Source organism: Aeromonas sp. QDB14 (assembly GCF_027707845.1).
Lineage (GTDB): Bacteria > Pseudomonadota > Gammaproteobacteria > Enterobacterales > Aeromonadaceae > Aeromonas > Aeromonas caviae.
Genome location: NZ_JAPCJD010000012.1, coordinates 16,469 through 30,060 on the forward strand (window position 1 = coordinate 16,469; position 13,592 = coordinate 30,060).

A 13,592-nucleotide genomic window follows, 5' to 3' on the forward strand; every position below is an offset into this window, starting at 1 on the left:
GCGGAGGAGGAGGTAAGAATTCTAATGATTAAAATCAGCTTAGAAGCGCACTTTTTATGCAATAAAAACCATTAGCCGACGAGGTAGGTGCCCGTGCCGAAGGCGATGTGGGTGCCCTCTTCGTTGTGCAGCTCCATGCGGGCGACCGCGACCTTGCTGCCTGCCCGGATGATGTGGGCGGTGGCGATGAACTCGTTGCCGCGACCGGGACGAAGATAGTCCACCCGCAGATCGATGGTGCCAAGCCGCGAGAAGCGCTCCTTGAGATAGCTGGGGGAGAAGTCCTCCAGCTCGTCGATGCAGGAGGCTGCGACTATCATGCCGCCCGCCACGTCGAGCAGGCTGGCGGTGACGCCGCCGTGCAGTATGTTGTGGAAAGGGTTGCCGATGAGCTTCTGTTCCATCTTGATGCGCAGCTCCACTTTATCGAAGTCGTAGTGGGTGACTTGCATGCCGATCAGCTTGTTGAAGGGCATCTTTTCGGCGAACAGGTTGGCTATGCCACTGAGCGCCATCTTCTTGAGCATCTGTTTCATTCCTTGAGTCCGCCCTGTCATCAAAGCCGAGTAAAAACTCCAGCCAGTCTGCAACAGTTCTTTAACAGTCGCAATGGCAGGTTTATTGTGGGCGGCGGCTGCTTTAGAATGGCGACCCCAAAGGAGAGCCCATGACCGCGATTGCCGAAACCCTGCCAGATCCCCAGCCAGAGAGTCCGCTTGCCCTGCTGCAGGCGGTCTTCGGCTATCAGCAGTTCCGGCCGGGTCAGTTCGAGATCATCGAGCAGATCGTCGCGGGGCGCGATGCGCTGGTGCTCAAGCCCACCGGCGGTGGCAAGTCGCTCTGCTACCAGATCCCGGCGCTGCTGCGGCCCGGGCTCGGGGTGGTGGTCTCTCCACTCATTTCGCTGATGAAGGATCAGGTTGACAGCCTGCGCGCCAACGGCGTGGCGGCGGTCTACATCAACTCGGCCCTGAGCCGGGAGGAGATGATCCAGAACTTTGCCGCCATGCGCCGAGGCGAGATCAAGCTGGTTTATGTTTCCCCCGAGCGTTTGCTGCAGCACGAGTTCATGGACCGGTTGGCGGAGCTGCCGCTCGGCCTGTTCGCCATCGACGAGGCGCACTGCGTCTCCCAGTGGGGGCACGATTTTCGGCCGGAATATGCGGCGCTGGGACGGCTCAAGCAGTGGTTCCCCCAGGTGCCCGTGGTGGCGCTCACCGCCACCGCCGACGAGGCGACCCGCAGCGACATGCTGCACCGGCTGGAACTGAACGATCCCTTCATCCACACCGCCAGCTTCGATCGGCCCAATATCCGCTACAGCCTGGTGGAAAAGTTCAAGGCGGCCGAGCAGCTGCTGCGCTACGTGCAGAGCCAGAAGGGCAACTGCGGCATCGTCTACTGCTCCAGCCGCAACCGGGTGGAGGAGGTGGCCGAGCGGCTCTCCCGCCACGGCTGCAAGGCGGCACCCTATCATGCAGGGCTGCCGCTGGAGCTGCGCCAGCAGACCCAGGAAGCCTTCCTCAAGGATGACATCGAGATCGTGGTGGCGACGGTGGCGTTCGGCATGGGCATCGACAAGCCCAACGTGCGCTTCGTGGTGCACTACGACATCCCGAAGAACATCGAATCCTACTATCAGGAAACCGGCCGAGCCGGGCGTGACGGCACTCCCGCGGAGGCGCTGCTGCTCTACGATCCCGCCGACATCGGTCGGGTGCGCCGGCTGCTCGACAACATCGAAAACCCCCAGCAGTTGCAGGTGGAGCAGTACAAGCTCAACGTGATGGCGGCCTTCGCCGAGGCGCAGACCTGCCGCCGTCAGGTGCTGCTCAACTACTTCGGCGAGTACAACGACAAGCCGTGCGGCAACTGCGACATCTGCCTCGATCCACCCCAGAGCTATGACGGCACCGAAGATGCCCGGAAGGCGCTCTCCTGCGTCTGGCGGGTGGGACAGAATTTCGGGGTGGGTTATGTGGTGGAGGTGCTGCGCGGTTCGCTCAATCAGCGCATCAAGGATCACGGTCACGACAAGCTCTCGACCTACGGCATCGGCAAGGATCAGAGCCACGAATACTGGATGAGCGTCATCCGCCAGCTGATCCACAAGGGGTTGCTGACCCAGAACATCACCCGCAATCTGGTGTTGCAGCTGACCGAAGCGGCCCGACCCGTGCTGCGTGGCGAGATGAAGCTGGAACTGGCAGTCCCCCGCCTGCAGCCCATCTCCAGTCGCAAGGAGAAGCGCAACGGCCTGCTCGACAACGCCAACTATGACAAGCGGCTGTTCAAGGAGCTGCGCGCCCTGCGCAAGCAGATCGCCGAGGATGAAGAGGTGCCGCCCTATGTGGTGTTCAACGACGCCACCCTGGTTGAGATGGCACAGCTCATGCCGATGACCGAGGAGGAAATGCTGGCGGTCAACGGTGTCGGTCACCGCAAGCTGGAGCGCTTCGGTGAGGCCTTTATGGACCTGATCATCGACTACTGCCGCCGGTAGGGTCGGCCCAGGTAGACCTTGTCATCGACCGCTGCAGGCCCAGGCCGGTAGGCTGGCACAACAAGTAGGCTGGCACAACAAACAGTGGAAAGGCGCCCGTTGGTCGGCGCCATGCATTATTTGAGGCTGGCGTAATAGGCCGCCAGATTCTCCATGTCCGCCTCGGTCAGCATCGCCATGAAGGGAACCATCAGTGGCTCGGTACGGGAACCCTCCTTGAACGCCTTCATCTGCTTGAGCAAATAGGCCTGGTTCTGGCCCGCGAGGTGGGGGTAGGTCGGGACGCTCGCCTTGCCATCCGCGCCATGACAGGCGGCACAGACCACGGATTTGGCCTTGCCTGCGTCTATGTCGGCCGCCTTGGCCTGATGGCCCCAGGCAAGCGCCAGCAGGGGCAGGGTATAGACCCACTTTTGCATCGTCTTCTCCTTGAAATGAATAATCGTGATCGCCTGTTAGCCTCGACGAGCCGACGGCGGTATAAAGAGTGACACGAGCATACGCAGGGACAACCCCCATCACCATGAAGTTGATCAACACTTTTGCCACCGAACTCCCCTGGGCTTGCGAGCCTGTTGCCCCGCAGCCGCTGCATGGCCCCAGATTGCTGCATCTGAACCGTGCGCTGCTTGGGGAGCTGGGGCTCGGGGAGGTGAGCGAGGCGCAGTGGCTCGCTTGTTGCGGCCAGGGGCAGCCCCTGCCGGGTATGCAGCCGATGGCCCAGGTCTATGCGGGCCACCAGTTCGGTGGTTACAGCCCGCGCCTCGGGGATGGCCGCGCCCTGCTGCTGGGGGAGCAGCTGGCGCCGGATGGCAGCCGCTGGGACCTGCACCTCAAAGGGGCGGGCAAGACGCCATTCTCCCGCTTCGGCGACGGCCGTGCCGTGCTGCGATCCAGCATTCGCGAGTACCTGGCTTCCGAGGCGCTGCATGCCCTCGGCATTCCCACCACCCGGGCTCTGGTGCTGCTGGGCAGTGACGAGCCTGTCTACCGGGAGCAGGTGGAGAGCGGGGCGACCGTGCTGCGCACCGCGCCGAGCCATCTGCGCTTCGGTCACTTCGAGTATTTCGCCTGGAGCGGACAGGGGGAGAAGATCCCGGCCCTCATCGACTATGCGCGGCGTTACCACTTCCCCGAGCTGACCGATGGCGCCGAGCTGTTTGCCGAAGTTGTGCGCCGCACCGCGCGGCTCATCGCCAAGTGGCAGGCGGCGGGGTTCTGTCACGGGGTGATGAACACCGACAACATGTCCCTGCTCGGGCTGACCCTGGATTACGGCCCCTACGGTTTCATCGACGCCTATGTGCCGGACTTCGTCTGCAACCACTCGGATCCGGATGGTCGCTATGCGCTGGATCAGCAGCCTGCGGTCGGATACTGGAACCTGCAGAAGCTGGCACAGGCGCTGGCCGGCCATGTGGATGGCGACGCGCTCGCGTCGGCCCTGGCCCAGTACGAGCACCAGCTGATGTTGCACTACTCCGAGCTGATGCGCGCCAAGCTGGGGCTGGCGGTGTGGGAAGAGGAGGATCCGGCGCTGTTCCGCGAGTTGTTCCGGCTGCTGGCGGCGCACAAGGTGGATTACCACCTCTTCCTGCGACGGCTGGGGGAATTGACCGCTCAGGGTGACTGGCCCGCCAGCCTGCTGGCCCTGTTGCCCGATCCTGCCGTCTGGCAGGGGTGGCTTGAGGCCTATCGGGCACGCCTCGCCCGGGAAGGGAGCGTGGATGGTGTGCGCAAGGGGCAGATGGACGCGGTCAATCCCAAGTATGTGCTGCGCAACGCTCTGGCCCAGCAGGTGATAGAGGCGGCTGAACGGGGCGACATGGCGCCGTTCGAGCGGCTGTTTGTGGCCCTGCAGCACCCCTATGATGACCAACCCGAATACGAGGATCTCGCCACCCCGCATCCGGGCTGGTATTGCGGGGGCGAGCTCTCGTGCAGCAGTTGAGGAGCCGCAGATGAACTGGCGTATCACGCAGACAGACAGGGAAGCCGGGGTGGTGATGCTGACCTGCCCGGGCCTTGACTGGGACAGCTTCCCGACTCTGGCCGAGGTCCTGTTGCAGGAGTGGGAGCTGGCGGCACTCGAGCGGGAGTGGGGGGCGGATCGCCACAGCTGGCTGCTGGAGTTTGAAGGCAGCCGCTTTCGGCTCGAGTACGAACATTACAGTGGCTGCTGGCTGGCGGCGGTGCAGCCGGACGACGCGGAGGCGCTGCTCTGGCTGGCTCGGCAGTCCCGGGAGTGAGCTTGGCGTGCGATGCGAGTCAATCCCTTGAGATAACCGCATAAAGATTGAACTATCAATTTGGGGGCGTATAATCTCGCCCCTTGATTATCGCCATGGTGGCGATATGGGTTCCCTAACCCCATTAACCAAAAAGGTCACAATATGAACCTGACTCCGGCTCAGTACCAGACGGCACTGATGCGTCTCTCATTGTTCCACATCCTGATCATTGCCAGTAGCAACTACCTGGTGCAGCTGCCGATCACCATCTTTGGCTTCCACACCACCTGGGGTGCCTTCAGCTTCCCGTTCATTTTCCTGGCCACCGATCTGACGGTGCGGATCTTCGGCGCAGGCCTGGCGCGCAAGATCATCCAGACCGTGATGCTGCCGGCATTGACCGTGTCCTACGTGCTCTCGGTGCTCTTCTTCGAAGGGAGCTTCCAGGGGGTGGGCAATCTGGCAGAGTTCAATCTCTTTGTTGCCCGGATCGCGTTAGCCAGCTTTATGGCCTATCTGGTGGGCCAGTTCATGGATGTGGTGGTGTTCAACCGCCTGCGCCTGCTGAAAGCCTGGTGGGTGGCACCGGCGGCCTCCACCCTGTTCGGCAATCTGGTGGATACCATCGCCTTCTTCAGCATCGCCTTCTGGCGCAGCACAGATCCCTTCATGGCCGAGCACTGGGTCGAGATCGCGACCGTAGATTACGTATTCAAGTTGCTGATAAGTCTGGGGTTGTTTGTGCCGCTTTACGGTGTGCTGCTGCGCTATCTCAGCCGCAAGCTGGTGGGGGAGGCCGGATTGGCTGGCCTGCAAGCTGCTACGCGACAAGCCTGACGAGATTGACCACCCCCAGGGGTGGTCAATTTTTTTGCATTTTTGGCAAATAAGAGTTGCCAAGTTAAATGAGAATGATTATTGTTACCTTGTTTTCCGGGAAAGACTTCATTTGTTCCAACGTGATGGACTTCTTGTGAAGGCACGACATTGCTCACATTGCTTCCAGTTAAGGGGCCAGTAGTTTACTGGCCCTCTTTTTTTGCGTCTTTTCCGCCATCAGCGGGCATAAAAAATGGGAGCCAGGGCTCCCATTTTCACTCAGCGCTGTTTACTCGATGTCGAGGGCATCGGGGGAGAGGATCACCCCAGTGGTATCGGCATAGAGGTGGTCATCCGGCAGGAAGGTGACGCCGCCGAAGTTGACCGGCAGATCGGTTTCCCCGATATCCTTGCTGTCGGCGCCCACCGGAATGGCCGCCAGGGCCTGAATGCCGATGTCGAGATCTTCCAGGATATCGACCTCACGGACGCAACCGTAGCAGACGATCCCTTCCCACTCATTTTCCGCCGCCGTGGTGGCGATCTCGCTGTCGATCAGGGCACGACGCATGGAGCCGCCACCGTCGATCAACAGCACGCGACCAACGCCGTTCTCCTTGACCAGTTCACGGATAAGACCGTTCGATTCGAAGCATTTGACTGTGGTGATGACGCCGCCGAAAGAGGCGCGGCCGCCGAAGGAGCAGAGCATGGGTTCGAGCACATCCACCATGTCCTGATAGATGTCGCACAGTTCTGAAGTGTTGTATTCCATTGTGTCAGATCCACCGCTGGAAACAGGTGGATCCAGTATAAGGAGTGGGGTTGGCATTTCAACGACTATTCCTTGCCCAGTGGCGGGAAATGCCGTTTTTGCGCGAAAGCGGCCCCGCGTCATGGCAGGAGCCGCAGACGGTCAGCCTCGGGCCCTAGAGCAGGAACAGGGTCGCCAGCCCCAGGAAGATGAAGAAGCCGCCGGTGTCGGTGATGGCGGTGATCATCACGCTGGCCCCCACCGCCGGGTCGCGCCCCAGCCGGCTCATGGTCATGGGGATGATGACCCCCATCAGGGCCGCCACCAGCAGGTTGAGGATCATGGCGAGCGTCATCACGCCTCCCAGCGCCGCATCCTGATAGAGCAGGAAGGTGGCGATGCCCATGATGCCGCCCCACACCAGGCCGTTGATCAGGGCCACCCCCAGCTCGCGCCACAGCAGGAAGGAGACGTTGCCGGTCTGGATATGCTGCAGCGCCAGCGCCCGCACTATCATGGTGATGGTCTGGTTGCCGGTGTTGCCGCCGATCCCCGCGACGATGGGCATCAGCGCCGCCAGAGCCACCAGCTGGGAGATGGTGTGCTCGAACAGGCCGATCACCCGCGATGCCACGAAGGCGGTGCAGAGATTGATGGCGAGCCAGGCCCAGCGGGTCTTGACCGCCTTGGAGACGGGGGCGAACACGTCCTCCTCTTCACTGATCCCCCCCATGCGGCGCAGGTCGGTGTCGCTCTCCTCATAGACCAGGTCCACCACCTCGGCGACGGTGAGCCGTCCCATCAGCTTGCCCCTGGCATCCACCACGGCGGCGGAGACCAGGTCGTCCCGCTCGAAGGTGCGGGCGGCGGCCTCGTCGTTGTCTTCCGGATCGAAGGTGACCGGATCCTTCTCCATCGCGTCGCTCACCAGGGTTTCGGGCTTGTGCAGCAGCACGGCGGTGAGGGGCAGCTCCCCCTGCAGCCGGTTGCGCCGATCGGTGACGAACAGCTTGTCGGTGTTCTCGGGGATCTGGCCGCGTAGGCGCAGATAGCGCTGGACGGTGGCCAGGGTCACGTCGGGCCGCACCGTGATGAGCTCGAAGTCCATCATGGCGCCGACCGTGTGCTTGCCGTAGCGGATCACCTCCCGCACCTTGTCCCTGTCCACCGGCGCCATGGAGGTGAGCAGCCGCCCCATCAGGTTGCGGGGCAGGTGCTGGCCCAGGTAGATCTGATCGTCGATGTCGAGGGTGCTCAGGGCGTGCAGCAGCTCTTTGTCGCTCATGCCGCTGATGAGGCTGTCCCACACCGTCTCCGACGCTTCCACCAGGATCTGGCCGTGCTTGTCTGCATCCACTTGCTGCCACAGCACGTGGCGCTCGTCCGGCGGCAGGGACTCCAGCGCATCGGCGATATCGGCGGCGGGCAGGCTGTTGACCAGCCGGGTCAGCTCGCTGGTCTGATCCCGAAGCGCTGCGTCCTGCTCCCCTTGCGGGTCGAGCAGGCTCTCGGTGAGGGCGTCATCGGCCAGCAGCAGCGTGAGGATGCGGGCTCTGTCGTGTTCACGCTGTTTGGCGCTGTTCTTGGGGGGGAGGGACATTAAGCAGAATTCCTGAATTCGGTGATCCGGCGGACAGTCCCCATAGGATACCAGACTCAAAACAAGAGGTTATGATAGTAAATGCAGAAAAAGAAACGCCACCCGAGGGTGGCGTTGGAATGGATGCAGCGATCAGGCCGAGGCCAGGGCCACGTCTGTGGCGCCTCCTTGCCCGAACCAGGCAAGCTGGTCGGCCAGGGTCACCACCGAGCCCACCATGATCAGCGCCGGACTCTCGACCCCTACCGCCAGCTCGGGCAGCTCATCAAGGGTGCCGCGAATGACCCGCTGGCAGGGCTGGGTGCCGCGCTCGATCAGCGCCACCGGGGTGTCGCCTGCCTTGCCGTGGGCCAGCAGCTGTTCACGGATGGTGGTGCAGGATGAGAGCCCCATGTAGAAGACCAGCGTTTGCCGATCTTTGGCCAGCAGCGGCCAGTCGAGATCCCGGGCACCCCCCTTGCCGTGGGCGGTGACGAAGCGCACGCTCTGGGCGTGGTCGCGGTGGGTCAGCGGAATGCCGGCGTAGGCGGCGCAGCCGCTGGCCGCCGTGATCCCCGGCACCACCTGAAAGCCGATGCCAGTGCCGACCAGTGTCTCCAGCTCCTCGCCGCCACGGCCGAAGATAAAGGGGTCGCCCCCCTTCAGCCGCACCACCCGCTGTCCCTTCTTCGCCTCCTCCAGCAACAGCTGGTTGATCCCCTCCTGCGGCACGCAGTGGTTGCCCGCCTGCTTGCCGACGAAGATGCGTTTGGCGTCGCGGCGCACCAGCGCCATCACCTCGTCGGAGACCAGCCGGTCATAGACCACCACGTCCGCCTGCTGCATCTGGCGCAGGGCGTGCAGGGTGAGCAGACCCGGATCGCCAGGGCCGGCACCGACCAGCACCACCTCGCCAGCGCTCTGGCTTTCGTCGGCAAACAGATTGTCGGCCAGCTGGTGGGCAGAGGCGCTATCCCCCCGAGCCAGCGCCTGACCGAGCCGATCCGCCCCGAGCAGCCGTTCCCAGAAGCGGCGCCGCTCGCCCATGCTGGCGAAGCGCGTCTTGACCCGCTCCCGCAGGCTGCCGGCGAAGGCCGCGACGGCACCCAGATGCTGGGGCAGCAGGGCTTCGAGTTTCTCCCGCAGCAGTCGGGCCAGCACCGGGGCCTTGCCGCCGGAGGAGATGGCCACCATCAGCGGCGAGCGGTCGATGATCGACGGCATGATGAAGCTGGAGCGTTTCGGGTCATCCACCACGTTGGCAAAGATCCGCGCCTGATTGGCGCTCTGGTAGACCAGCGCATTCACCTCGCGCCGATCTGTAGCGGCTACCACCAGCCACTTGCCCGCCAGTTGCTGCGGCGCAAATTCACCGGCCAGCCACTCGATGGTCCCGTTGGCAGCCAGTTCCGCCAGCTCGGGGTCGAGATCGGGCGCGACCACGGTGAGCTGGGCTCCGGCATCCAGCAGCAGGCGCGCCTTGCGCTCTGCTACCTCGCCGCCGCCGACCAGCAGCACGGGTTTGTTGTCGAGTCGGCAAAAGATGGGCAAGTAGTCCATGGGGCCTCCTGATCAGGCGGTTTGGGTCTGGCTGGCAGTGGTGGTGGTCTCGCTCAGCGCGACCGGGCGCTCGGCCTTGGGGGTGGCATACCAGTAGCCGAGGCCCATGAAGAGGGCGCCGGAGACGGTGTTGCCCAGGGTTACCCACAGCAGGTTGTGGCCGATGCCGCCCAGGGTGTAGGCCTCGGAGTGGGCACCGAACCAGGAGAGGGCAAACAGGGTCATGTTGGCGACCGAGTGCTCGTAGCCGGAGGCGATGAAGGCGAGCAGGCACCACCAGATGGCGATGAACTTGGCGGCACCCTCGGTGCGCAGCGCCATCCAGATGGCGAGGCAGACCAGCCAGTTGCAGAGGATCCCCTTCATAAACAGGGTCAGCGCCGGGGCCTGGGTTTTGGCCAGCGCCACCTTGTGCGCCAGACTGCCCGCATCCGGCAGCAGGCTGCCGCCGTAGGAGTAGATGAGCGCCACCACGATGGAGCCAATCAGGTTGCCCACCCAGGTCTGCGGCAGGATGCGCAGCAGGTCGGCCATGGTGATCTTGCCCGTCTTCACCCCGAAGGTGAGGAACATGGTGTGGCCGGTGAACAGCTCGGAGCCGGCGATGATCACCAGCGTCAGGGCGATGCCGAAGGTGGCCCCCATCACCAGCGGCCGGATGGCGGGATCCACCAGATTGCCGAGGGTGAAGATGAGGATGATGCCGAGGCCCACATAGGCCCCCGCCATGGCGGAGCTGAGCCAGAAGCCGAGCTTGTCGCTGCGCTCGAAGCGGTTGATGCGGGCCGCGTTGGTGGCGCACTTGTTGATGGTTTCGGTATACATCTTTGTTTCCTTCAAGAGGGCCGCCCGCGGGCAGCCCTGACTGTTTTTTAACCCCCTCCCTGCCTCCCCCTTGTCAAGGGGGAGGGGCTTTTTGCTCCCTCCCCTGTGAAGGGGAGGGCCGGGGTGGGGTCTGGTGTTAGACGGCGACCCAGACCTGCTGGTCGCGCACTTCAACGGGGTATCCCCGTACCTACATAGATCTGGGGGTTGTCGACATCAGACGGCGACCCAGACCTGCTGGTCGCGTACTTCAACGGGATAGCTCTGCACCGACATGGCGGGGTTGTCGAAACAGTGGCCATCGCTCAGGCGAAAGCGCTGCTTCTTGAGCGGGCTGGCGACCCAGAGATCGCCGTCGTGTTCGCAGATCAGGCCCCGCGACAGCACGTTGGCGGCGAAGAAGGGATCCCGGTTGTCGATGGCGAACACCTCGGCGGCCGCGCTCGGGCGGAACAGGGCAATCTGGCGACCCTCAATGAGTGCGCAGACACCGGTTCCCGGCAGGATGTCGTTGAGTTGGCAGGCAAGTTTCATCATTTGGTTTCCACCTCGATCTGGTAGACGGGGATGCGCTCGGCCGGAGTGGCGGGTCTGTGCTGGTCGCGCTCGGCGACGAACTGGACGTCCGGATCGCGCTTGTCGCTGTTGATGAAGTGGCTGAAACGCTTGAGCGCTTCCTCTTCGTTGAGGGTGCGCGACCATTCGCACTCGTAGCTGTCGATGAGGGTCTGGATATCGCGCTCTAGCGTCTCGGCCAGCCCCAGCTTGTCATCGACGATCACCTCGCGCAGATAGTCGACGCCCCCTTCCAGGTTGCCGAGCCAGACCGAGGTGCGCTGCAGTTTGTCGGCGCTGGTGACGTAAAACATCATAAAGCGGTCGATCAGCTTGATCAGGGTCTCGCGGTCGAGGTCAGACGCCAGCAGATCGGCGTGGCGCGGTTTCATGCCGCCGTTGCCGCCTACATAGAGGTTCCAGCCCGCGTCGGTGGCGATGATGCCGACATCCTTGCCCTGTGCTTCCGCACATTCACGGGTGCAGCCGGAGACGCCGAACTTCATCTTGTGGGGGGTACGAATGCCCTTGTAGCGGTTCTCGAGGAAGACCCCGAGGCCGACGCTGTCCTGCACGCCGAAGCGGCACCAGGTGCTGCCGACGCAGGTCTTGGCCATGCGCAGCGCCTTGGCGTAGGCCTGACCGGTCTCGAAGCCCGCTGCCAGCAGCTTGCGCCAGATGGCGGGCAGATCATCCTTCTGGGCCCCGAACAGGCCGATGCGCTGGGCGCCGGTGATCTTGGTGTAGAGCTTGTAGTCGCGGGCCACTTCGGCCACCGCCAGCAGCCCTTCCGGGGTCACCTCGCCACCGGCCATGCGCGGGATGACGGAGTAGGTCCCGTCCTTTTGCATGTTGCCGAGGAAGATGTCGTTGGTGTCCTGCAGAGGTGTGTTAAGCGGGCTCAACACGTAGTCGTTCCAGCAGGAGGCGAGGATGGAGCCGACCGTCGGTTTGCACACCTCGCAGCCATGGCCCTGGCCATGTTTGGCCAGCAGCTCGTCGAAGCTCTTGATCCCCTCCACCTTGACCAGGTGGAACAGCTCCTGACGGGAGTGGGGGAAGTGGGCGCAGAGGTGGTTGTTGACCTCGATGCCCTGTTTCACCAGTTCGGCGTTGAGCACCTTACTGATGAGCGGCACGCAGCCGCCGCAGCCGGTACCGGCCTTGGTCTGCTGCTTGATGGCTGCCAGGGTGGTGTGGCCCTCGGCCACCGCCTTGGCGATGTCGCCCTTGGAGACGTCGAAGCAGGAGCAGATCTGGGCGCTTTCCGGCAGGGCATCCACCCCCAGGGTCGGCTTGGCACCGGCGTAGGCGGGCAGGATCAGGGTGTCCGGGTGGCTCGGCAGGGGCAGAGCGTTGAGCATCATCTGCAGCAGGTTGCCGTAATCCTCCACGTCACCCACCAGCACGGCGCCGAGCAATCGGCTGTTGTCTTCGCTCACCACTATCTTCTTGTAGACGCCGGCCTGGTCGTCCTGGAACACATAGCTGTGGCTGCCCGGGGTGCGGCCGTGGGCATCGCCGATGGAGCCGACGGAGACGCCGAGCAGCTTGAGCTTGGCGCTCATGTCCGCCCCTTCGAAGCGGCTGTCGCCGCCCTGCAGGTGGTCGACGGTGATCTGGGCCATCTTGTAGCCCGGTGCCACCAGGCCGAAGAAGCGACCCTGCCAGGCGGCGCACTCGCCGATGGCATAGATGTCGGAATCGGAGGTGAGGCAGTGATCGTCGATGACGATGCCGCCGCGCTCGGCGATGGCGAGATCGCCGTAGCGACCGAGGGTGTCTTGCGGGCGGATGCCGGTGGAGAAGACCACCACGTCCACTTCCAGCTGGCTGCCGTCGGCGAAGGCGAGGCGGTGTTTCGCCTGCTCGCCGCCATGCATCAGGATCTCGCTGGTGCTCTTGCTGGTGTGTACCTGCACGCCCATGGATTCAATCTTGCGGCGCAGCAGCTGGCCGCCCTGACCGTCGAGCTGCTCGGCCATCAGTACCGGAGCAAACTCCACCACATGGGTCTCGAGACCCAGCGCCTTGAGGGCGCCGGCGGCTTCGAGGCCAAGCAGACCGCCCCCGATCACCACCCCGCTCTTGCCGCTCTTGGCGGCGCTGCGGATGGCTTTCAGATCCTCGATGGTGCGATAGACGAAGCACTCGTGGTGCTGACTGCCCGCAATGGGCGGCACCCAGGGGTAGGAGCCGGTGGCCAGCACCAGCTTGTCGTACTCGACCACTGTGCCCTTGTTGGAATGCACTTCGCGGTTGGCCCTGTCGATTTTTTTCACCGCTTCGCCGAGCAGCAGGCGGATGCCGTGCTTGTCGTAGAAGCCGGGTTTGACGAGGGAGAGATCTTCGCTGGTGTGATGGGTGAAGTAGGAGGAGAGATGGACGCGATCGTAGGCGGGACGGGGTTCTGCACCGAAGACGGTGATCTCGTAGCGGCCCGGATCGGCCCGCTCGATCAGCTCTTCGATGAAGCGGTGCCCCACCATGCCGTTGCCCACAACGACCAGTCTGACTTTGCTCATAGTTGCCTCAAGTTTGGAGTAATAAAACATCATTCTGGGGCTAGGCTACCCAGTCGGCAGAGGTGGGCGATTGATGCAAATCAAGTGTCTATTTATATATCTCCTTAGGGGTAATTCGAGAAAATTCAGTACTATACAAAAATAGGTATACCAGTTAATGATTTCTGCGTTAGCTCGGGGTGAGGGATGGTGGAGGGTAAGCCCGGTTTACCAACTGCCGGGGAGTGAAAACTTATGTCGG

At 63.1% G+C, this 13,592-nt stretch carries 12 protein-coding genes; 4 read left to right on the plus strand and 8 right to left on the minus strand.

Translation table 11 applies throughout. The features are described from left to right. Positions 1-71 precede the first annotated feature (71 nt). The gene (locus PG887_RS06055; RefSeq protein WP_039039661.1) at positions 72-536 is read right to left on the minus strand and encodes a thioesterase family protein; all 465 of its coding nucleotides are present in this window, start codon (positions 534-536) and stop codon (positions 72-74) included. 131 nt (positions 537-667) lie between these two features. Between PG887_RS06055 and recQ the strand changes: the two genes are divergently transcribed. Further along, complete coding sequence (gene recQ / locus PG887_RS06060) at positions 668-2,503, plus strand: ATP-dependent DNA helicase RecQ (RefSeq protein ID WP_270821339.1); 1,836 nt, start codon at positions 668-670, stop codon at positions 2,501-2,503. A 116-nt stretch (positions 2,504-2,619) separates the two neighbouring features. Here the strand turns inward: recQ and PG887_RS06065 are convergent, their stop codons facing one another. Further along, positions 2,620-2,922 carry a c-type cytochrome gene (locus PG887_RS06065; protein WP_128272669.1) on the minus strand — a complete coding sequence of 101 codons (303 nt, stop codon included), beginning with the start codon at positions 2,920-2,922 and terminating at the stop codon, positions 2,620-2,622. 104 nt (positions 2,923-3,026) lie between these two features. Here PG887_RS06065 and PG887_RS06070 point away from each other — a divergent pair, with 104 nt between their 5' ends. The 3 genes from PG887_RS06070 (at position 3,027) to PG887_RS06080 (ending at position 5,571) form a co-directional block, all read left to right on the plus strand. Continuing rightward, complete coding sequence (locus PG887_RS06070; RefSeq protein WP_270821340.1) at positions 3,027-4,454, plus strand: protein adenylyltransferase SelO; 1,428 nt, start codon at positions 3,027-3,029, stop codon at positions 4,452-4,454. Positions 4,455-4,464: 10 nt separating this feature from the next. Beyond that, the gene (locus PG887_RS06075) at positions 4,465-4,752 is read left to right on the plus strand and encodes a DUF3630 family protein (protein WP_223915194.1); all 288 of its coding nucleotides are present in this window, start codon (positions 4,465-4,467) and stop codon (positions 4,750-4,752) included. 144 nt (positions 4,753-4,896) lie between these two features. Further along, complete coding sequence (locus tag PG887_RS06080; protein ID WP_010676046.1) at positions 4,897-5,571, plus strand: 7-cyano-7-deazaguanine/7-aminomethyl-7-deazaguanine transporter; 675 nt, start codon at positions 4,897-4,899, stop codon at positions 5,569-5,571. A 271-nt stretch (positions 5,572-5,842) separates the two neighbouring features. Here the strand turns inward: PG887_RS06080 and rraA are convergent, their stop codons facing one another. From rraA to nirB, 6 genes are all read right to left on the minus strand, one after another. Further along, a complete protein-coding gene (gene rraA / locus PG887_RS06085; protein WP_010676045.1) occupies positions 5,843-6,328 on the minus strand; it encodes a ribonuclease E activity regulator RraA in 486 nt (161 codons plus the stop codon). A gap of 154 nt (positions 6,329-6,482) precedes the next feature. After that, a complete protein-coding gene (mgtE, locus tag PG887_RS06090; protein ID WP_010676044.1) occupies positions 6,483-7,907 on the minus strand; it encodes a magnesium transporter in 1,425 nt (474 codons plus the stop codon). A 132-nt stretch (positions 7,908-8,039) separates the two neighbouring features. Next, on the minus strand, positions 8,040-9,446 hold the full coding sequence (cysG, locus tag PG887_RS06095) for a siroheme synthase CysG (RefSeq protein WP_104454954.1): 1,407 nt from the start codon (positions 9,444-9,446) through the stop codon (positions 8,040-8,042). Positions 9,447-9,458: 12 nt separating this feature from the next. Next, entirely contained in the window at positions 9,459-10,271 is an 813-nt protein-coding gene (nirC, locus tag PG887_RS06100; RefSeq protein ID WP_103857775.1) for a nitrite transporter NirC, read from the minus strand. A 216-nt stretch (positions 10,272-10,487) separates the two neighbouring features. Continuing rightward, entirely contained in the window at positions 10,488-10,805 is a 318-nt protein-coding gene (gene nirD / locus PG887_RS06105) for a nitrite reductase small subunit NirD (protein WP_042016469.1), read from the minus strand. After that, positions 10,805-13,351, minus strand: a complete 2,547-nt coding sequence (nirB, locus tag PG887_RS06110; protein ID WP_270821341.1) for a nitrite reductase large subunit NirB — start codon at positions 13,349-13,351, stop codon at positions 10,805-10,807. The genes nirD and nirB overlap by 1 nt, the downstream gene beginning before the upstream one ends. Between the last annotated feature and the right edge of the window lie 241 nt (positions 13,352-13,592).

Bases quoted from the DNA above. Each gene is read 5' to 3' on its own strand.
- rraA (WP_010676045.1), bottom strand. From the start codon at position 6,328: ATGGAATACAACACTTCAGAACTGTGCGACATCTATCAGGACATGGTG.
- cysG (WP_104454954.1), bottom strand. From the start codon at position 9,446: ATGGACTACTTGCCCATCTTTTGCCGACTCGACAACAAACCCGTGCTG.
- PG887_RS06075 (WP_223915194.1), top strand. From the start codon at position 4,465: ATGAACTGGCGTATCACGCAGACAGACAGGGAAGCCGGGGTGGTGATG.
- PG887_RS06070 (WP_270821340.1), top strand. From the start codon at position 3,027: ATGAAGTTGATCAACACTTTTGCCACCGAACTCCCCTGGGCTTGCGAG.
- PG887_RS06065 (WP_128272669.1), bottom strand. From the start codon at position 2,922: ATGCAAAAGTGGGTCTATACCCTGCCCCTGCTGGCGCTTGCCTGGGGC.
- nirC (WP_103857775.1), bottom strand. From the start codon at position 10,271: ATGTATACCGAAACCATCAACAAGTGCGCCACCAACGCGGCCCGCATC.
- mgtE (WP_010676044.1), bottom strand. From the start codon at position 7,907: ATGTCCCTCCCCCCCAAGAACAGCGCCAAACAGCGTGAACACGACAGA.
- nirB (WP_270821341.1), bottom strand. From the start codon at position 13,351: ATGAGCAAAGTCAGACTGGTCGTTGTGGGCAACGGCATGGTGGGGCAC.
- nirD (WP_042016469.1), bottom strand. From the start codon at position 10,805: ATGAAACTTGCCTGCCAACTCAACGACATCCTGCCGGGAACCGGTGTC.
- recQ (WP_270821339.1), top strand. From the start codon at position 668: ATGACCGCGATTGCCGAAACCCTGCCAGATCCCCAGCCAGAGAGTCCG.
- PG887_RS06055 (WP_039039661.1), bottom strand. From the start codon at position 536: ATGAAACAGATGCTCAAGAAGATGGCGCTCAGTGGCATAGCCAACCTG.
- PG887_RS06080 (WP_010676046.1), top strand. From the start codon at position 4,897: ATGAACCTGACTCCGGCTCAGTACCAGACGGCACTGATGCGTCTCTCA.